General features: G+C 55.6%; 19 protein-coding genes. 15 read left to right on the plus strand and 4 right to left on the minus strand.

Annotated features, from left to right (window positions below):
- The first annotated feature begins 2 nt into the window (after positions 1-2).
- On the plus strand, positions 3-2,264 hold the full coding sequence (gene clpA / locus CKX93_RS00200; RefSeq protein ID WP_076754208.1) for an ATP-dependent Clp protease ATP-binding subunit ClpA: 2,262 nt from the start codon (positions 3-5) through the stop codon (positions 2,262-2,264).
- A gap of 11 nt (positions 2,265-2,275) precedes the next feature.
- On the opposite strand, the gene infA is transcribed toward clpA, so the two are convergent.
- Positions 2,276-2,494 (minus strand): translation initiation factor IF-1, encoded by a 219-nt coding sequence (gene infA / locus CKX93_RS00205; RefSeq protein ID WP_076754210.1) that lies wholly within the window; start codon positions 2,492-2,494, stop codon positions 2,276-2,278.
- A gap of 138 nt (positions 2,495-2,632) precedes the next feature.
- Here infA and fabD point away from each other — a divergent pair, with 138 nt between their 5' ends.
- The 9 genes from fabD (at position 2,633) to CKX93_RS00250 (ending at position 10,310) form a co-directional block, all read left to right on the plus strand.
- On the plus strand, positions 2,633-3,571 hold the full coding sequence (fabD, locus tag CKX93_RS00210; protein ID WP_076754212.1) for an ACP S-malonyltransferase: 939 nt from the start codon (positions 2,633-2,635) through the stop codon (positions 3,569-3,571).
- A 23-nt stretch (positions 3,572-3,594) separates the two neighbouring features.
- On the plus strand, positions 3,595-4,338 hold the full coding sequence (gene fabG / locus CKX93_RS00215) for a 3-oxoacyl-ACP reductase FabG (protein WP_076754214.1): 744 nt from the start codon (positions 3,595-3,597) through the stop codon (positions 4,336-4,338).
- A 92-nt stretch (positions 4,339-4,430) separates the two neighbouring features.
- Positions 4,431-4,673 carry an acyl carrier protein gene (gene acpP, locus CKX93_RS00220; RefSeq protein ID WP_076754215.1) on the plus strand — a complete coding sequence of 81 codons (243 nt, stop codon included), beginning with the start codon at positions 4,431-4,433 and terminating at the stop codon, positions 4,671-4,673.
- Positions 4,674-4,776: 103 nt separating this feature from the next.
- Positions 4,777-6,015, plus strand: coding sequence for a beta-ketoacyl-ACP synthase II (gene fabF, locus CKX93_RS00225; protein ID WP_076754217.1), 1,239 nt, complete (start codon positions 4,777-4,779; stop codon positions 6,013-6,015).
- Between the two features lie 16 nt (positions 6,016-6,031).
- A complete protein-coding gene (gene pabC / locus CKX93_RS00230; RefSeq protein WP_076754219.1) occupies positions 6,032-6,853 on the plus strand; it encodes an aminodeoxychorismate lyase in 822 nt (273 codons plus the stop codon).
- Positions 6,853-7,863 (plus strand): endolytic transglycosylase MltG, encoded by a 1,011-nt coding sequence (gene mltG / locus CKX93_RS00235; RefSeq protein WP_076754221.1) that lies wholly within the window; start codon positions 6,853-6,855, stop codon positions 7,861-7,863. Before pabC ends, mltG begins: the two co-directional genes overlap by 1 nt.
- Positions 7,841-8,488: a dTMP kinase gene (tmk, locus tag CKX93_RS00240; RefSeq protein ID WP_420828605.1), complete on the plus strand. Its 648-nt coding sequence runs from the start codon at positions 7,841-7,843 to the stop codon at positions 8,486-8,488. The genes mltG and tmk overlap by 23 nt, the downstream gene beginning before the upstream one ends.
- Positions 8,485-9,516: a DNA polymerase III subunit delta' gene (holB, locus tag CKX93_RS00245; protein ID WP_076754225.1), complete on the plus strand. Its 1,032-nt coding sequence runs from the start codon at positions 8,485-8,487 to the stop codon at positions 9,514-9,516. The genes tmk and holB overlap by 4 nt, the downstream gene beginning before the upstream one ends.
- Positions 9,516-10,310, plus strand: coding sequence for a TatD family hydrolase (locus CKX93_RS00250; protein ID WP_076754227.1), 795 nt, complete (start codon positions 9,516-9,518; stop codon positions 10,308-10,310). Before holB ends, CKX93_RS00250 begins: the two co-directional genes overlap by 1 nt.
- Here CKX93_RS00250 and CKX93_RS00255 read toward each other — a convergent pair.
- Positions 10,297-11,442: an aminotransferase class V-fold PLP-dependent enzyme gene (locus CKX93_RS00255; protein ID WP_076754228.1), complete on the minus strand. Its 1,146-nt coding sequence runs from the start codon at positions 11,440-11,442 to the stop codon at positions 10,297-10,299. The two genes, CKX93_RS00250 and CKX93_RS00255, sit on opposite strands and share 14 nt — an antisense overlap.
- A 187-nt stretch (positions 11,443-11,629) precedes the next feature.
- Between CKX93_RS00255 and CKX93_RS00260 the strand changes: the two genes are divergently transcribed.
- Both CKX93_RS00260 and CKX93_RS00265 read left to right on the plus strand, forming a co-directional pair.
- Positions 11,630-12,994: a KamA family radical SAM protein gene (locus tag CKX93_RS00260; protein WP_076755163.1), complete on the plus strand. Its 1,365-nt coding sequence runs from the start codon at positions 11,630-11,632 to the stop codon at positions 12,992-12,994.
- Between the two features lie 56 nt (positions 12,995-13,050).
- On the plus strand, positions 13,051-14,403 hold the full coding sequence (locus CKX93_RS00265; RefSeq protein WP_076754230.1) for an adenosylmethionine--8-amino-7-oxononanoate transaminase: 1,353 nt from the start codon (positions 13,051-13,053) through the stop codon (positions 14,401-14,403).
- A gap of 44 nt (positions 14,404-14,447) precedes the next feature.
- Here the strand turns inward: CKX93_RS00265 and CKX93_RS00270 are convergent, their stop codons facing one another.
- A complete protein-coding gene (locus CKX93_RS00270) occupies positions 14,448-14,879 on the minus strand; it encodes a hypothetical protein (protein WP_076755165.1) in 432 nt (143 codons plus the stop codon).
- A 221-nt stretch (positions 14,880-15,100) separates the two neighbouring features.
- Between CKX93_RS00270 and CKX93_RS00275 the strand changes: the two genes are divergently transcribed.
- Both CKX93_RS00275 and CKX93_RS00280 read left to right on the plus strand, forming a co-directional pair.
- Complete coding sequence (locus CKX93_RS00275) at positions 15,101-17,410, plus strand: NADP-dependent malic enzyme (protein ID WP_076754232.1); 2,310 nt, start codon at positions 15,101-15,103, stop codon at positions 17,408-17,410.
- Between the two features lie 67 nt (positions 17,411-17,477).
- On the plus strand, positions 17,478-18,716 hold the full coding sequence (locus CKX93_RS00280) for a Y-family DNA polymerase (RefSeq protein WP_076754233.1): 1,239 nt from the start codon (positions 17,478-17,480) through the stop codon (positions 18,714-18,716).
- A 22-nt stretch (positions 18,717-18,738) separates the two neighbouring features.
- Here CKX93_RS00280 and CKX93_RS00285 read toward each other — a convergent pair whose 3' ends face one another.
- Positions 18,739-19,398, minus strand: coding sequence for a DJ-1/PfpI family protein (locus tag CKX93_RS00285; RefSeq protein WP_076754235.1), 660 nt, complete (start codon positions 19,396-19,398; stop codon positions 18,739-18,741).
- Between the two features lie 167 nt (positions 19,399-19,565).
- Between CKX93_RS00285 and CKX93_RS00290 the strand changes: the two genes are divergently transcribed.
- Positions 19,566-19,943, plus strand: a complete 378-nt coding sequence (locus tag CKX93_RS00290) for a phasin family protein (protein WP_076754237.1) — start codon at positions 19,566-19,568, stop codon at positions 19,941-19,943.
- The last annotated feature ends 54 nt before the right edge of the window (positions 19,944-19,997 follow it).

A 19,997-nucleotide genomic window follows, 5' to 3' on the forward strand; every position in this document is an offset into this window, starting at 1 on the left:
CTATGCTAAACAAAGAACTCGAGTTTTCCCTGAACATGGCTTTCAAAGCCGCACGTGAAAAACGCCATGAGTTCATGACCGTTGAGCACCTGCTGCTGGCCCTCACTGATAATCCCACTGCAGTGAATGTGTTTCGTGCCTGCGGCATTAAGGTCGAAGCCCTGCGCGATGAACTCGTGGAGTTCATCGAAACCAATACTCCCAAGCTGCCTTTGCGCGACCCGCGCGATACTCAGCCCACTTTAGGGTTTCAGCGAGTTTTGCAGCGCGCCGTGTTTCATGTGCAATCCTCCGGCCGCAAAGAAGTCTCCGGCGCCAATGTGCTGGTCGCCATCTTCGGTGAGCAGGAATCGCACGCGGTGTTTTTATTGGGCCAGCATGATTTGGCGCGACTGGATGTGGTGAATTATATCTCCCACGGCATCTCGAAAAGTGGCGATGCAATGGATGAAGAGGCTGCTGCCAGCGGGCCCGAGGTGCAAGAAGGCGAGGAGGGTAAGGCCAAGAATGCCCTCGAAACCTACGCCACTAACCTCAATGAAATGGCGCTTCAGGGTCGTATTGACCCACTGATCGGTCGTGCTGAAGAATTAGAGCGCACCGTGCAAATCCTGTGTCGCCGTCGTAAGAATAATCCACTGTTTGTCGGCGAAGCGGGCGTCGGCAAGACGGCTATCGCTGAAGGACTGGCCAAGAAAATTGTCGATGGCGAAGTGCCGGAGGTATTGGCTGAGAGCACCATTTATTCGCTGGATCTGGGTGGTTTGGTGGCCGGAACCAAGTATCGCGGCGATTTCGAAAAGCGCTTAAAAGGCGTTTTGGCGCAGCTGAAAAAGGAGCCGGGTGCAGTGCTGTTCATCGATGAGATTCATACGATCATCGGTGCAGGCTCGGCCTCTGGCGGAGTCATGGATGCCTCTAATTTGATTAAGCCGATGCTGGCTACGGGTGAGTTAAAGTGCATCGGATCAACCACTTATCAGGAATATCGAGGTATTTTCGAGAAAGACCGCGCGCTAGCCCGACGCTTCCAAAAAATTGATGTGAACGAGCCTAGCGTGGAGGAAACCATCGAAATTCTTAAGGGGCTGAAAAGCCGCTTTGAAGAACACCATGACGTGCGCTACACCGTTAAGGCTCTGCGCTGCGCTGCTGAACTGGCGAGTCGCTACATCACCGATCGGCATCTGCCCGATAAAGCTATCGACGTGATTGATGAGGCGGGGGCCAACCGGCGTTTGCAGCCCGCCAGTGGCCGCAAGAAAACCATCTCGGTGCATGATATCGAGTCGATCGTGGCGCGCATTGCCCGCATACCGCCTAAAAGCGTGTCCGCCTCGGATATGGATGTGCTGAAAAACCTCGAGCGCAATCTGAAAATGGTGGTGTTCGGGCAAGATGAAGCCATCGAGACTCTGTCTGCTGCCATCAAAATGGCACGCTCGGGCTTGGGTGATGGCGATAAGCCCATTGGCTCATTCTTGTTTGCTGGCCCCACGGGCGTGGGTAAGACTGAGGTAACCCGTCAATTGGCCAATGTGTTGGGCATTGAGCTGGTGCGTTTTGATATGTCCGAATACATAGAGCGCCACACGGTATCTCGCTTGATTGGCGCACCTCCGGGTTATGTGGGCTATGACGAGGGCGGGCTACTGACTGATGCGGTTCTCAAACACCCGCATGCTGTGTTGCTGCTCGATGAAGTCGAAAAAGCGCATCCCGATGTCTTTAACCTGCTGCTGCAGGTCATGGATCATGGCACTTTGACCGACACCAACGGGCGTAAGGTCGACTTCCGTAATGTCATCCTAGTGATGACCAGCAACATTGGCGCTGAGCTGTCGAGCCGCAGCACTATGGGCTTTACCCAACAGGATCACTCCACCGATGCCATGGAGGCCCTAAAACGCGCCTTCAGTCCGGAGTTTCGCAATCGTTTGGACAGCATCATCCAGTTCAAGGCGCTGGACCCGGCCACCATCGTCAATGTGGTGGACAAGTTTCTCACGCAACTGCAAGCACAGCTGGATGAGAAGAAAGTGCTCTTGGTCGTGGAGGATGAGGCTCGGGCCTGGCTGGCCGAGCATGGCTATGATCCGAAAATGGGCGCGCGTCCCATGGCCCGCGTGATTCAGGAGCACATCAAAAAGCCGCTGGCCGAGGAAGTGCTGTTTGGGCGGCTATCTGAGGGCGGTGAGGTGCATGTCATTGTCGACAATGACAAACTGGCCCTGAATTATGAAACGGAAGCCGTGCCTTCTTAAGGGCACGGTTTTTACTTGTTTCGGTAAACGATCCGGCCTTTGGTCAAATCATAAGGCGTCATTTGCACCATGACCCGGTCACCGCGAAGGATGCGGATATAATGCTTGCGCATGCGGCCGGAGATGTGGGCGGTAACAACGTGACCATTGTCCAACTCAACGCGAAACACGGTGTTAGGCAGGTTCTCGAGAACCGTGCCTTCCATTTCTATATGATCTTCTTTGGGCATAGGCCCCTGGGGGTTGTGGAACGAAGCGCCTCATTATCAACACTGGCGCACATAAAACAAGCCCTAGGCGTGTTTGCACCTTTTCCGTCGATGCGCCTAAACTACGCGTTTTTCCCGTAGAGAGAGTAAGGAAACCCCATGCAGATTGCCTATGTATTTCCGGGTCAGGGCTCGCAGTCATTGGGCATGCTGGGCGCATTGGCACAGCGTTTCCCCGAGGTTGAACAGACTTTTGCCCAGGCCAGTGAGGTCTTGGAACTTGATCTCTGGAAACTGGCTTGCGAGGGTCCCGTCGAGGCGATCAACCGCACCGAAAATACTCAACCTTTGATGCTGGCTGCGGGCGTCGCGGTAGCGCGCGTCTGGGCGGCGCAAGGCGGGGCACCGGCGGCCATGATGGCCGGCCACAGTTTGGGTGAATATTCTGCTTTGGTGTGCGCGGGCAGTTTGGATTATGCACAAGCGGTGCGCATGGTGGCTGAGCGCGCTCGGCTGATGCAAAACGCCGTCCCTGAGGGTGAGGGAGCGATGGCGGCCATTATTGGTCTGGATGATGATGCGGTTCAGGCCGCCTGCAAAAGCGTGGCAGATGCGGGCGTGGTCGAAGCCGTGAATTTCAATGCGCCAGGCCAAGTAGTCATCGCTGGTGAAAAAGTCGCGGTGGAGGCGGCCATGCAAGCCGCCAAGGCAGCGGGTGCCAAGCGCGCTTTGCCGCTACCAGTCAGCGTTCCCTCGCACTGCCGCCTGATGAACAACGCCAGCCAGCAGCTGCATCAAAAACTCGAAGGCATCTCCGTGCAAACCCCAAAGGTTCCGGTACTGCATAATGTGGATGTTGCCAGCCACGAAGAGCCGGTTATTATTCGCTCGGCTTTGGCGGCGCAAGTGAAACAACCGGTGCGCTGGGTGGAAACCATTCAAGCCATGTCGGCTCAGGGAATAACCCGCATTATCGAAATGGGTCCCGGCAAAGTGCTTACTGGCCTCAATAAACGCATTGATTCGTCGCTAGAACTGCATTGCGTTTCGGATCCCGAAAGTCTTGAGGCGGCCATGCAACTGGGTCGCGCCGCCTGAATCAATAAAGGAATTTTCCGGACATGTTACTCACAGATGAAATCGCCTTGGTCACTGGCGCTAGCCGTGGCATCGGTAAAGCCATCGCCCTGCAACTAGCACAGCAGGGCGCCACCGTGATCGGCACTGCCACCAAAGAAGAAGGTGCTCAGGCCATTACCCATTGGATGCAGGCTGAAGGCGTGAAGGGCGAAGGCATGGCCTTGAATGTCAATGACGCCGATGCCATCACCCAAATCATCGATCAGATCAATGAGCGTCATGGCAGCGTCACCATTTTGGTGAACAATGCCGGCATCACGCGCGATAACCTGATGATGCGAATGAAAGACGAAGAGTGGGATGACATCATCCAAACCAATCTGACTGCGGTTTTTCGCGTTACTCGGGCCGTTTTGCGCGGCATGATGAAAGCGCGTAAAGGCCGCATTATCCATGTCGGCTCGGTGGTGGGATCAGCCGGCAATGCCGGCCAGACGAATTATGCCGCAGCTAAAGCTGGGCTGCTGGGATTGGCCAAATCCCTGGCGCGTGAAGTAGGTTCTCGAGGCATTACCGTGAACACGGTTGCCCCTGGATTTATTGATACGGATATGACCCGAAACCTACCGGAAGCCCATCGTGAAGCACTTTTGGGACAGATTCCGTTGGCACGATTGGGCCAACCAGAAGAGATCGCAGCGACTGTGGCATTTCTGGCTTCGCCTGCTGCGGCTTACATTACCGGCGAGACCCTGCATGTCAACGGCGGGATGTTTATGCCATAAGCAATACGGTAAAGTGGATCCACTGGATCGATTTCACTACAATAGCGGCGTTTTCATGCTGCATTTTTTATCCACAAGGGGATTGGCAAACAATGAGTAATATCGAAGAACGTGTCCGCAAGATTGTTGTGGAACAGTTGGGCGTTAAGGAAGAAGATGTCACCAACAGCGCATCTTTCGTCGACGATCTGGGCGCAGACTCGCTGGACACGGTCGAACTGGTGATGGCACTGGAAGAGGAGTTTGAAACCGAAATTCCTGATGAAGAAGCCGAAAAGATCACCACGGTGCAGCAAGCCATCGACTACATCAATGAGCATCTGCCCAGCGCCTAAGCTTGGGTGGGGTGATTGATGCAACCAATGCGGCCCGGCCCATGTACAAAGGGACGGGTTCGCATTTTGGTTGCTAAAGAAGACCAAGTAAGAGGGTTAGCATTTGTCTAAACGGCGCGTCGTCATCACCGGTCTGGGCATTGTCTCTCCGGTGGGATCCACCATCGAAACCGCATGGGCGAACATCACTGCGGGTAAAAGCGGTATCTCGGCCATCGATGTATTCGATGCCTCTGAGATGCCCGTACGCATCTCCGGAGCGGTGCGTGATTTCAATGCCGATGATTACATCACCCCCAAAGAGCAGCGCAAGATGGATACCTTCATCCATTACGGTGTGGCGGCCGGCGTTCAGGCCTTACGTGATTCCGGCCTCGAAGTCACCGAAGCTAATGCTGAGCGTATCGGTGTGTCTATCGGCTCAGGCATTGGTGGCCTGCCTTATATCGAAAAAAGTTACGACGCCTACCTCAAAGGCGGCGCTCGCAAGATTTCCCCGTTTTTTGTGCCCAGCTCCATCATTAACATGGTGTCGGGCAATCTCTCGATCATGCATGGCCTCAAAGGCCCAAATATCTCCCTAGTTTCTGCCTGTGCTACCGGCACCCATAGCATTGGTGATGCTGCGCGCATGATCATGTATGGCGATGTCGATGCCATGGTGACCGGCGGTGCCGAAATGGCGACCACGCCATTGGGTATCGGCGGTTTTGCCGCAGCTCGTGCGCTCTCGACCCGCAACGACGCTCCAGAACAGGCCAGTCGTCCCTGGGACCGCGATCGCGATGGCTTTGTGCTGGGTGACGGCGCTGGCGTGGTAGTGCTGGAAGAATACGAACACGCCAAGGCCCGCGGCGCGCGGATTTACTGCGAACTGGCGGGTATTGGTTGGAACTCTGATGCTTTTCACATGACGCAGCCCTCTGAAGGGGGTGAAGGTGCAGCGGCCTGCATGCAGATGGCGCTGAAAAGCGCAGGGCTGAATGCCGACCAAATCGACTATGTGAATGCTCACGGCACATCGACCCCGGCGGGTGATAAAGCCGAAACTATGGGTGTTAAGCGCGCCTTGGGCGATCATGCTAAGAAAATAGCGGTGAGTTCGACCAAATCCATGACCGGGCATCTTTTGGGTGCGGCCGGCGGCGTGGAGGCGGTGTTCAGTATCTTGGCCTTGCACCATGGCGTGATCCCCCCGACCATCAATTTGGACAACCCAGATCCGGAATGTGATCTGGACTATGTGCCGCATACAGCGCGGCAACAGGCAGTCAATGTCGCTGTGTCTAATTCTTTTGGTTTTGGCGGCACCAACGGCACGCTGATCTTCCGTAAGCTCTAAGGCCCGCAGCCATCCCATGACGCCTTCGCATGGGCCTAATGACCTGACTCTGATTCCCGGTGATGATCGCGGGATTAACTACGGCGATGGTGTCTTTGAGACCCTACGCGTGGCTGACGGAGCAGTCCTGCACTGGCCTTTGCATCGCCGGCGCTTACAGTGGGGCCTAGAGCGGCTTAAAATAGCCCTGACTGATTGGTCGACTTTGGAATCAGACCTGGCCCAAGCCGCCGGCGAGCACGAAGCAGCAGTATTAAAGCTGATTGTCACACGAGGCAGTGGCCCGCGCGGCTATCGCCCTCCCCAAATGACACACCCACGCTGGTTTCTACAGGTGGGGCCCATGCCCGATTATGACCCCGCCTGGGCCGAGCAGGGCGTTTTGCTGCGTTTATGCGAGACGCGCCTGGCACATCAGCCCTTATTGGCCGGCATTAAGCACTTAAACCGGTTGGAACAAGTACTGGCCAGGTCAGAATGGCAAGATGAGTTTCAAGAGGGCCTGATGTTGGATCAGGAAGGGCGGGTGATTTGTGGCACCATGAGCAATATATTTATGGTGCTGGGAAATCAATTGCTTACGCCCCAACTGGATCACTGTGGTATCGCTGGGATTACCCGTCAACGGTTAATGGCGGCGGCTGGCTTGTTGGGCTTTGCCTGCGAGGAGAGACCCCTATCCTTGGCGGATTTAGCAGACGCTGAGGGCTTATTCCTGACCAATACGGTTTTTGGGCTGTGGCCCGTGCGGCAATTTCAGGACCAGCAATTTGTTATCAGTGATGGGGTGCGGCGCCTGCAGCGTCTGTTGCAGCGTAAGCCGGCGAAGAGGCGCTGATGAGACGCTCATGGGTGCTAGCGCTGGTGTTGCCTTTTCTGCTGGGTTTGGCCTTAGTGGTGGATTATCAGCGCAGCTTGAACCGACCGCTGGGACTGGCAGAGCCCATGGTCTACCAAGTAGCCCCTGGAACCTCTTTGCGCCGCCTGGCCGCCGAGCTCAGTCAACAGGATTTATTACAAAGGCCGCGCTACTGGGAGTTTCATGCGCGTCGCTCGGATCTGGCAGCTCGCATTCGTGCCGGTGAATTCGAACTGCTTCCTGAGATGACGGCCAGGGATTTATTGACGCTATTGACCAGCGGGCAGATGGTGCAATACAGCCTCACCGTCCCCGAGGGCTGGACATTTCGCCAGTTATTAGTCGCCTTGCACACCCACCCTTACATCACGGTGACTTTGGAAGACGAAGAGGTAGCGGGGATTATGAACCTTCTGGGCATGCCGGATGCGCATCCCGAGGGTTGGTTCTTCCCCGATACCTATGCTTTTCCGCGCGGCACAACGGATCTAGAGTTTCTCAGGCGTGCCCATCAGCGTATGCAGCGCGCCTTGCATGAGGTTTGGGAAGAACGTCAGCCCAACTTACCGCTGCAATCGGCTTATGAGGCTTTGATTTTGGCGTCGATTATTGAGCGCGAGACGGGGCGAGCCGATGAACGTGAACGTGTCTCTGCGGTGTTCACAGAGCGCCTGCGCAGGGGTATGCGTCTGCAAACGGATCCGACGGTGATCTATGGGATGGAGCAATTTGACGGCCGCATTCGCCGCAGTGATCTGCGCCGCGATACACCTTATAACACTTATCTACATGCGGGCTTACCACCAACACCTATTGGCTTGCCGGGCTTAGCCTCGTTGCGCGCAGCGGTGAATCCCGCCGATGAAGAGGTCTTGTTTTTTGTATCGCGCGGTGATGGCTCACATCATTTCTCCAAAACTTATGAAGAGCATCGGCGCGCTGTGATTGATTATCTACTCGGAGGCGATGCCAGTCGTTATGGACGCTGATAAGCCGCTTAAGGGACGATTTATCACCCTGGAAGGCACGGAAGGGGTGGGTAAATCCAGCCATCTCGAGGCCTTGGCTGAGCATGTGCGCGCGCAAGGTCATGAGGTGGTCACGACGCGTGAGCCGGGGGGCACGGAAATGGCCGAGGCCATACGTGGCCTGTTGTTGTCGCCGGAGCTGCCGGCCATGCATGAACACACAGAGTTATTGCTGATGTTTGCTGCCCGCGCTGAGCATCTGCAACGGCTGATTCTGCCGGCTTTGGCGCGCGGCGCCTGGGTGCTGAGCGATCGCTTCACCGATGCCACTTATGCCTATCAAGGCGGGGGCCGCGGTATCGATGCTCAGCGTATTGCATCGCTAGAAAACTGGGTACAAGGCGATCTGCGGCCTGATCGCATCGTCGTGTTGGATGCCCCGGTGCAGATTGGTTTGGCACGGGCCGGTAAGCGTGGCGCTGCAGATCGTTTTGAACAGGAGACCGTGGACTTTTTTGAGCGTGTGAGAACCTGTTATCTGGCGCGTGCCGCTCAAGATCCGTATCGCTATCGAGTTGTGGATGCCAGTCAAGATCTTGAGACGGTCCGCGCTGCGGTGATTGCTGCTGTGGCGGATTCCTTATGACATCCACGGCGCCTGAATCAGGTCTGGATTTGGGTTTATTGCCTTGGCAACAAGATGCCTGGCGCGCTTGGCAGGAACGCATCTCAAGCGAGCAAACCCCACATGCGGTGCTTATTCACGGTCCTGAGGGCATCGGTAAAAGCCAATTTGCTCACGAGATGATTCGCGCACAGGTCTGCACCCAGCCCACCGCTGAAGGTTTGGCCTGTGGGCAATGCCATGGCTGTCGCATGTTGGCCGCGGGTGCTCATACCGATGTCACCACGCTTCGCCCGGAAGAGGGCAAGAAAAATATCCGCATTGAGCCAATTCGGCAATTAACCGAGTTCATGAGCTTATCGACGAGTCATGCGCCGCGCCGTATCGCCATGATCTGGCCTGCCGATGCGATGAATTTGAATGCCGCCAATGCCTTATTAAAGACTTTGGAGGAACCGCCGGGACCTGCTTTGATGGTGCTGGTGACCGCGCATCCTGCTCGGCTTCCGGCAACGATTCGCAGTCGTTGTCAGATGCTGCGTTTGCCTCGACCCGAGCGCGCTCAGGCCAAACAATGGCTGCTAGAGCAGGGGAGCACTCATGACTCAGATCTACTCTTGGCGTTGGCACAGGGCTCGCCTCTGCGGGCTTTGCAGTACGAGGGCGGAGACGAGCTGAAACACTGGCACCAGCAAAAGCAGGCTTTATTGGCCTTTCTGAGCGGCAAAAAGGGCTTGAGCGGCATGGCTTCGACGTACCCCATCGCCGCTGCCGGTGTTTGGTTATCGGCGATTCAGCTGTTTTTCTTGGACGCTTTGCGCTTGGCGATGAGCGACGACAGCGGGGCGCTATCGGGTATTGCCACGCAGGCGGAGACAGTTCAGCTGCTGGGTTTGTTTGATATCGAGGCGCTCAGCGAGCTACAAATCAAAATTATGGAGTTTCGGCGTTTGTTGGGGGGCAATCTGAATCCCGACTTATTTGTCGAGGACTTGCTGTTGAACCTACGAGATTGCACCATGGCGGCTTTGGCCAAGGCGAGTGCTTGATGTTTATCGATTCCCACTGTCATTTAGATAGAGTTGATCTTGAGGCCTTTGGCGGGGAAGTGCAGGGTGTCTTGAATGCGGCCAACGAGGCTGGTGTCGAGCACATGCTATGCATTTCAATTGACATGAATAATTACCCACAAGTGCTTGCTTTAGCTGAGAAATACGCCCAGGTTAATTGCACAGTGGGCATGCATCCCAACGCCCGCGAGGGGCATGAGCCCAGCATCGCCGAATTGGTGGAAATGGCGGCTCATCCGCGCGTGGTTGGCATCGGTGAGACAGGTTTGGATTATCACTACAACGAGGGTGATCTGACTTGGCAGCATGAGCGCTTTGAGCGCCACCTTGAGGCGGCCCGTCAGGCCCGGTTGCCGGTGGTGATCCACAGCCGCGCAGCGCCACGTGAGACCATTGAGGTACTTCGCCAAGCCCATGCTGAGGACTTTGGCGGCGTATTGCACTGCTTCTCGGAGGACTGGAACATGGCCAAGGCCGGCCTTGATCTCGGCTTTTACGTCTCTTTTTCCGGCATCCTCACCTTCAAGAGCGCTCAAGAACTCCGTGAAGTGGCTCGCAAAGTTCCCGCCGACCGCCTCCTGATCGAGACCGATTCGCCTTATTTGGCACCCGTACCTCATCGCGGCAAGCCCAACCATCCCGCCTGGGTGCGCCACGTCGCCGAGTGCCTCGCTGAAGTCCGCGGCGAGCCCCTCGAAGCCATCGCCGAGCACACCACCACTAACTACCACCGCCTCTTCAAGAAGGGGTACGACCCCACTAACGGGGTCTGACCCCATTAGTGGGGTCGTACCCCATTGTTGCTAATTCTACCGCGCGCTCTAAATGCGCGGCAGGCGTGTAGAAATGGGGTGAAAAGCGAATGGCGCCGCCACGCAAAGCGCATAGAACTCCCTGATCCATCAGCGACCGATACAAAGCGGGCAGGTCTATATCGGCATGGTTAAAGCTGACGATGCCCGCCCGGCGCAGCGGATCTCGCGGAGACACCACCTCGAACGAAGTCTGGTCCAACAGGTCGATGAGATATTCCACATTACGTTTTAAAGCGTCACCGACAAAGCCCATGCCCAGCTCCTCCAAGAGCGAAACACTGGCCTCTAGTGCATGGATACCCAGCAAATTACTGCTGCCACACTCGAAGCGACGCGCATCGGCGGCCACCGCCCAATCGCTGCGGTCGTAGTCACCTGCGGCTTCTAACATATGCCAGCCAAATTGGTTAAGCTTCAGGGCATCGCGCAACTCAGCCCGGCAATAAAACACCGCCAAACCCTCCGGGCCCAGCAACCACTTATGGCCATCGGCTGCCAGGAAGTCGATGTGACAGGCCTGAACATCCAAGGGCAGGGCGCCCAATTGTTGGATGGCATCGACACAAAACAATACGCCCCGACTTCTACAGGCTTCGCCCAAGCGCGGCAAATCCAAACGCAGACCCCGCGCATACTGCACCGCGCTGACACTCAGCAGGCGCGTTCGAGGATTTATAGCGGCTAATAAAGCGGCCTCAGGATCATCCGCGGAAATATCCACCTGCCGCACTTCCACCCCAAAGCGATACTGCAAGGACTCCCAGACCACGCGGTTAGACGGAAACTCATGCGTGGGCAAAACGATATTGTCACCTTCGGCCCAGTTCAGGCCGTAAGCCACCACCGACAAACCCTCAGAGGTGCTCTTGAGTAATGCGACATCCTCAGCGGCGGGAGCATTCATCAGCCGCGCCAGTCGTTCACGCAGGCGCTGCTCCGTCGCCAGCCACCGCGGATAATGGGAAGAACCCACCCGCATATTCTCATCAGCAAAGGCTTTGACCGCAGCGCAGGTACGCTTCGGCCAGGGTGCTACCGCCGCATGATTCAGGTGAATCAGCCCAGCCTCTTGAGGGAATTCATCAAACATATCGAGCGGACTCCTATGGGTCGGCAATTTGCACCCACATATCGGTATTTGTTAGGGTGCCCCAGCTTTATCGCACTATTTTAGGGCAACTGTGAAGGGGGCGACCCTTTCCGCTGGAATGGGGTACGACCCCATTTGGGGTCGTACCCCATTGGTTATGTTCTTGCCCGCACAACAGGAGAAAGAGATGAATTCAGTGGTGACACTGCATCGCAGAGATGCTTTGCGCTCATTTAATGCGCGCCCATTTCGCGTGTTTACCGATCGGCAGATGTCGCAGATATCACAACTGGCCAAACTACCAGAAGAGCAGCAACGCGCCATGCGCATCGTCGCCAGTGTGTTGCCTTTTCGTGTCAATGAATATGTGATCAACGAGCTCATTGACTGGCGTGCGGTGCCCCATGATCCGATCTTCCAGCTGGTGTTCCCGCAACAGGGCATGCTCAGCGAGAAGCACTTCGCGCGCATGGCCAAGCTGCATGATAGCGGTGCTGATGCCGCCCAAACCCGCATCCTAGCGGACCAAATTCGTGCTGAGCTCAATCCCCATCCGGCCGGACAAATGGAGATGAATATCCCACAGCTGGACGGGCAGAACATCGATGGTCTGCAGCATAAATACCGAGAGACGGTGTTGTTCTTCCCCAGCCAAGGTCAGACCTGCCACAGCTACTGCAGCTTTTGCTTCCGCTGGGCACAGTTTGTCGGTGATCGCGATCTGCGCATGGCCAGCAACCAGGCCGATACGCTTCAAGAGTACCTGTTGGCGCATCCTGAGGTTACCGATCTTTTGATGACCGGCGGCGACCCGATGGTCATGAAAACCCGCCACCTGTCGGCCTATTTGGACCCCTTAACCCGACCCGAATTCGAACATGTGCAAACCGTACGCCTGGGCACCAAATCCCTGACGTTCTGGCCGCATCGCTTTGTCACCGACGAGGATGCTGATGATTTGTTGGGTTTGCTGGCACGCTTGGTAAATGCGGGCAAGCATGTCTCGATCATGGCGCATTACAACCATGCACGCGAGATGAGCACCCCCATCGCCAGAGAAGCGATTCGCCGCCTGCGCGACACCGGCGTGCAAATCCGCAGCCAAGGGCCTTTGCTGGCGCACATCAATGACTCGGCCGAGACTTGGGCGGATATGTGGCGAGAGCAGGTCAAACTCGGCATCGTGCCTTACTATCTCTTTGTGGAACGCGACACCGGAGCGCGCTGCTATTTCGAAGTGCCGCTGGTGGGTGCCTGGGAGATTTATCGTCAGGCTATGCAGCAGGTTTCAGGAGTAGGGCGCACGGCACGCGGCCCCTCCATGAGCGCTGGGCCGGGCAAGGTCGAAATTCAAGGAGTCACGGAAATCCAGGGCGAGAAAGTGTTTGTCCTGCGTTTCATCCAAGCGAGAAATCCAGACTGGGTACAGCAACCCTTTTTCGCCCAGTACGATCCCAAGGCTACTTGGCTGGATCAACTCAAACCGGCTTTCGGCGCCGACAAGTTCTTCTTCAGCGATGAGTACGCCGCCATGACCCCAGACGCTCTTTAATCCTATTTTTAAAGCATCTAGTTGGATCAATGTCACCGGGCGCATATCATCAGCCAATGGGCAAAAATGATAGTTTGACCGCGCGGGACCTAGCGGTGGTATGGCATCCCTGTACGCAAATGAAGGATCACGAACATCTGCCGATGATTCCGATCCGGCGCGGGCAGGGCGTTTGGCTGGAAGATTTTGACGGCAATCGCTATATCGATGCGGTGAGCTCGTGGTGGGTCAATCTGTTTGGCCACGCCAACCCCCACATCAATGCGGCGATCAGCACGCAGGCGGCACAGCTAGAGCATGTGATTCTGGCCGGCTTTACTCATGAGCCGGTGATACGTCTTTCCGAACGTCTTGTAGAACGTGCGCCAAGTCCACTATCTCGTTGTTTTTACGCGGATAGCGGCTCTGCTGCGGTCGAAGTCGCATTGAAGATGAGCTTTCATTACTGGCTCAATCAGGCCAGGCCGGCGAAAACCCGTTTTATCTGTTTAAGCAATAGCTATCACGGCGAGACCATGGGCGCTTTGTCTGTGGGCGATGTGGCTTTATATAAAGAAACCTATAAACCGTTGCTGCTCGATGTCATCACTGTGCCGGGGCCAGACGCTTTCTATGCCGAACCCGGTGAAACCCCCAAAGACGTCGCTAAGCGCCAATTTAGTCACATGCAACAGGCTCTTGAACAGCATGGGGAAGAGGTGTGCGCGGTGATCGTCGAACCCTTGGTGCAATGCGCTGGGGGCATGCGCATGTATGACCCCGAGTATTTGCGCCTTTTAAGGCAGGCCTGTGATCAATACGGCGTGCACCTCATTGCCGATGAGATCGCTGTAGGATTTGGCCGCACTGGAACGTTTTTCGCTTGTGAGCAAGCGGATGTTACTCCCGACTTTCTGTGCCTCTCAAAAGGCCTTACGGGCGGCTATCTACCGTTATCTGTAGTGCTTACGCATGACCAGGTATACGAGGCCTTTTACACCGAATATGAACGCCTGCAGGCGTTTCTGCATTCTCACTCTTACACCGGCAATGCCTTGGCCTGTAGCGCTGCGTTGGCGACATTGGACCTTTTTGAGGCTTCCCCTGTACTCGAGCGTAATCGCATGCTGGCAGATGTCATGAGTGAGGCATTGGCGCCGCTGAAAGATCACCCCCATGTGGGTGATGTGCGCCAAACTGGGATGATCGCCGCCGTAGAAATGGTCAAGGACAAACTCGCTAAAACGCCATATCCCTGGCAAGAGCGCCGCGGCCTGAAGATTTATCAGCACGCATTGGCCAACCAAGCCCTGTTGCGACCGTTGGGTCATGTTTCCTATTTGATGCCGCCGTATGTCATCGAGCCTGAACAAATCCAGCATTTGGCACGCGTGATGGCCGAAGGCATTGATTTGGCGACGCGTGATTGACTTGAGGAGCTCGGGCTACCCGGGCATCAGAAACAGCGGCTTGCCTAGCGAATCATTTCCGCCTGGCCGGGGCGGGCGCGGGTTGTGCGCTGTTTAGGCCCTTTGCGCGCGGCGATACGCACCAACACATCTTTGTCTTCTAAAAGGCGCTGGCGCTGTAGATCGGTAATCAAGGGATTGCGGGCGATGAAATAGCGCAAATTCGGGTCCTGATCGCAGACACAAGCTTCCACTTGTTCAGAAGTTAGATCAGAGCGTTTGGCGCAATTGAGACGCACGGTCTGATTGGGGTCGGCCAGGAGAATGGCGACTTCCTCGGCGCGAAGGTCAACGCGACGTGAAAAATAAGTTTTTACCTGTGCGTGCTGATCGTTCACCAGAAAAGGACGCCATTGCGAATCCAAATCCGCTGAGAGGGCCAGTTCCATGCGCTGATCAAACGATAGGGCTTGATAGCGTTTCTGGTATTCAGACATAAGCACAAATAACACGGTGACAAAGCTCAGAGGCCGCATTCTGGGGGATTGGGGCCGGAAGCGCTACTCCCGAAGGCCCCTCTAAATTGCGCATAATATATATTATGTTAAATAATGGGGTACGACCCCATTTTTCGCATCTTGAAACCGGGGTCGTACCCCTTTTGTGCAGAAAGCGCGGATAATGGGTGCAGACTCATAACAACAAGTTGTGCGCAGGCATGGACAAGACCAGCATCAATACCGCCGCTCTGGACTATCACAGCGAACCACGCCCCGGAAAAATTTCGGTGGTCGCCACCAAAGGGTTAACCAATCAGCGAGATCTCGCTCTCGCCTATTCGCCAGGAGTCGCGGCCGCCTCAAGGGCCATTGCGGCTGATCCCTCGCAAGCCAGCAGGCTGACTACTCGCGCTAATTTGGTCGGCGTCGTCACCAATGGAACGGCGGTGCTAGGACTGGGGGATGTCGGCCCCCTCGCTGCCAAGCCAGTGATGGAAGGCAAGGCGGTTTTATTTAAAAAGTTCGCCAATATCGATGTCTTTGATATCGAGCTCAACGAGAAAAATCCCGACCGGTTGGTCGATATCATTGCGGCGATGGAGCCCACCTTTGGGGGTATCAACCTCGAGGATATCAAGGCACCGGAATGCTTTTATATCGAGTCGCGGCTACGCGAACGCATGAACATCCCGGTTTTCCATGACGATCAACATGGTACGGCGATTGTGGTGGCAGCGGCCGTACTTAATGCTTTATTCCTGACCGGCAAAGACTTGGGCCATATCAAATTAGTGACCTCTGGTGCCGGTGCCGCTGCCCTCGCCTGTTTAAACCTATTGGTTCAACTCGGTTTAAAACGCGAGAACATCTGGGTGACCGATATTCATGGCGTGCTCTACAAAGGGCGACCTGAGGACATGGATTCCATTAAGCAGGTTTACGCACAAGATACGGTCGCTCGCACGCTTGGCGAAGTGATCGAGGGTGCCGATATTTTTCTCGGCTTATCGGCAGGTAACGTGCTCAAGCCAGATATGGTGGCGAAAATGGGTAAGCGGCCGCTCATTATGGCGCTGGCCAACCCCGATCCAGAGATCCTGCCAGAGGAGGTTGAGGCTGTACGTACCGACGCCATTATGGCCACAGGGCGCTCGGATTACCCCAATCAGGTGAATAATGTGCTGTGCTTTCCGTTTATTTTCCGCGGCGCCTTGGATGTTGGTGCGCGTAGCATTACTGATGAAATGAAGGTTGCTGCAGTCAAGGCTTTGGCCGAGCTCGCCCGCGCAGAACCGTCGGAATTAGTGGCTAAAGCCTATGGAGAAGATGTCCCAGGTTTTGGTGCCAACTACCTGATTCCAAAGCCTTTCGATCCGAGATTGATCGTGAAAATTGCGCCGGTTGTGGCCGAGGCCGCGATGGCCTCCGGCGTCGCCACTGCGCCGCTTGAAGATATCGCTAACTATCGCGATCAGCTCAATAGTTTTGTGTATCAGACGGGTTTTGTGATGAAACCCGTGTTCGCGGCCGCCAAGGCTTCGCCGCGCCGGGTGGTTTATCCGGAGGGTGAAGATGAGCGGGTCTTGCGGGCCATCCAGACCGTCATTGAAGAAGGTATCGCCTACCCAATCATCATCGGCCGCCCCGATGTCATCGAGGCACGCATCAAGCGCATTGGGCTACAAATTCGGCCGGGTGAGGATTTCGAGATCGTCAATCAGGACTCAGATCCGCGCTATCGCGAAGTCTGGAACGAATACCACGATCTCATGGGCCGTCGCGGTATCACGCCCGAGGTCGCGAAATACCGCCTGCGCAGTAATACCACGCTGATCGGCGCCATGCTTTTAAGACGCAACGAGGCTGACGCGATGATCTGCGGCATGATCGGGCAGCACGCTTATCACCTCAAGCATATTAATGACGCTATCGGCTTGGCCACGGGCGTGCGCCATTACGCCACCATGAATGTGTTGATGCTACCGCAGCGCACCTTGTTTCTCACCGACACCTATGTCAATGAGAACCCCGATGCGCGCACCATTGCCGAGATCACCCTGATGGCAGCCGAGGAAGTGCGTAATTTTGGTTTAACACCCAAGGTCGCCCTGCTCTCGCATTCCAATTTTGGCAGCGTCGATTCGGAAAGCGCCCGCAAAATGAGTCAGGCCTGCTCTATCCTCGAACGTCTGGATCCCGAACTTGAGGTGGATGGTGAGATGCATGCGGACACCGCACTCAAACAGGAAATCCGCGACCGCTTGCTACCCGGTTCTCGGCTCAAAGGCGAGGCTAATCTGCTGGTTATGCCCAATATCGATGCTGCCAATATCGCCTTGAATCTGCTCAAGGCTACCAGTGGCGAAGGCGTGGGAGTGGGCCCGATCTTGCTGGGGGCTGCGCGACCCGTGCACATCATGACCGAGGCATCCTCGGTGCGCCGCGTCGTCAATATGACCGCGCTGGCGGTGGTCGATGCCAATCAGTATTTGCAGCACCAAAGCCGCTTCGCCATCCCGCAAGGCTAATTAATGGGGACAGACCCCTTTTTGGCAAAAAGGGGTCTGTCCCCATTAATTAATTTATACTGTATATATGTACAGTATACGATCTTCGGCGAACTCGTTATGGCTGGCCTGGCATCACCCTCAGGCATTACCTGAGGGCCTAGCCGAACAGGCTTTGCACTACAGCGATCACGTGCATGTGCCTGCACAGCCGCAGCTGCTGGCTTTAGAAATCGGTCGTAGCCTGCGCTGTTTTGGTGGCCTTGAGTCGCTCCAACAACAGATCACCAACGATCTACACGCCCTTTATGGCGCTATCGACCAAGCCATCGCCCCCTACCCTGCCGCGGCTTTATTGCTGTCGCGCCATCAACCGGGTAGCTCTATCACTGACGCCGACACTTGGTTGAATGTCCTAAAGCAGCTACCTATCCAGGCATTGGCGCTCGATAAAACCCTGAATCAGGCTCTGCAAGGCATTGGCATGCGCCGCGTGGGTGAGCTGCTCAAACTGCCGCGCAGCAGCCTGGCCCGGCGCACTGGTCCAGCACTATTGGCTTTTCTGGATGCGCTCCAAGGTCATCAGGTCATGGCGCTGAATCGTTTTCACAGTCGCCAGAGTTTTCGCTATGAAACCGAGTTTGCACAAGCCATACACAGCACCAATCGACTGCAACAGCCGATCACCAAGGGATTGAGTAGCCTGCTGATATGGCTGCGCGGTCGGGGCCTGAGCATCGAATCTTTGCAATTGCAGCTATGTCATGAAAAACAGCCCAACACCGTCTTAGACATTGGTTTGCTGGAACCCGGTCGAGATATGGCTCAGCTATTGGAGCTGTGCCAACTGCATTTGCAACAGCAACGCTTAATCGCACCCGTCACTAGCCTATTGCTGGAGAGTCGCTCATGTCTGCCTTGGTCAGCGGAGCACCGCTCGACACAGAGCTCGGTTGAGCCACTATTAGAGCGCCTGCAGGCGCGCTTAGGGGAAAAAGCCGTATTCGGCTTACAACTGCATGCCGACCATCGCCCCGAACAGGCCTGGAAGACCGCCTCTTTTGCTGCGCCCAAGGCAATGACAGTATCCTGTGCCACGACGACAGCCGCCCGTCGTCCCATTTGGTTGGTGTCTCGCCCCAGCCCCTGCCAAGCGCGCATCTCTATGCCGCCCCATCTTGAGCGCATTGAAACCGGCTGGTGGGATATGCGCGATGTACGGCGCGATTATTGCGATGCCACCAACGCTCAAGGACAGCGTCTGTGGGTTTATCAAGATTTGCGCGCCAAACATCAAGGCTGGCAGGTTCAAGGATTATTTGCCTGAGCCAACAATCACTGGCAGGAGTTCAATCGCCGTTTTGATGCGGCACCAAACGCCGGCGGCCGCCATCGCCAGGAAAGGGATATTCCATATTACGCGCTGCTGCCCGCGCCACGTCTTGACCATGAAAGCGCAGCACCAAATGCAGCGCCATATCAATGCCCGCTGAGATACCCGCTGAGGTGATCACCGAACCGGCATCAACGACAAACTCATCCTCCACCACCATCACTTCAGGAAATGCCTCGCGCATCCAAGGCAAGGAACGCCAATGCGTGGTGGCGCGTAAACCATCGAGCAGACCCGCCTGCCCCATCAGCATCGAGCCAGTACAAACACCCGCCAATAAAGGAATCCCGGCCCCGATCTGACGCAACCAATCGATCAGCACCGGATTATGGATCTCGGTGCGCGTGCCCTTACCCCCTGGCACCACCAATACATCAAAAAAGGGACAATCCGCGAAATCATGATCCGGCAGCACCCGCATGCCACCGGTTGTGGTCACCGGATCCTTGCTCTGTGCAATCAAGCGGATTTCAAAGGGTGACTCGGTTTCTGTGCGCTGCGCCTCATCCAAACGTGTGGTAGCGAACACTTCGAAAGGGCCGGTGAAGTCCAAGACCTCTACCTGCGGGAAAATCAGAATCCCCACCAAAGTACGATTTGCTTCAGATGTGTTCATAGGCACGGTCTCCTTGGTGTTGAGACAGTACAACATTCCTGCACTTTTTGTCTGGTCGAAAAAAAATGTTGCAATGCACAAAAAGATATTTTATGCTGCATCGCAACAAGGTCAGAAAAGCTTCTACCTTGGAATCTTTTTAAACCCTCGAAATCAGGAGATAGACCATGTACACCGAAATGTTCAACAGCATGCAGGATCAGATGGAAAAATTGGCCGCCCCCGTGCGTAAGTTCAACAACGCCACGATCGACCACATGTCCAAACTGGTTGACTACAACTTGACCACCATGCGCAACTACTCTGAAGTCGCCATTGAGCAGATGCGTGCTATGCAGACTGTTAGCGATCCTAAGAGCTTGCAGGCCTACATCAATGCCCAGGGCGAAGCTGCCAAGAACCTGAGCGAAAAAGTAGCCAAGGATGCCAACGAGTTGGTCGAACTGCAGCGCGGTTTCGCTGAGCAGGTTCAGAAGCTGAGCGAAGAAGGCCTGGCCACTGTGACCAAGCTGGAAACCCCAGTTGCTGTTAAGAAAAGCGCCTAAGTCCTAACTTAGCGTTGCTTTGAATGGGGTCTGACCCCTGCCAGGTTCACTGGT

Origin of the sequence: Ectothiorhodosinus mongolicus (assembly GCF_022406875.1) — a bacterium.
Lineage (GTDB): Bacteria > Pseudomonadota > Gammaproteobacteria > Ectothiorhodospirales > Ectothiorhodospiraceae > Ectothiorhodospira > Ectothiorhodospira mongolica.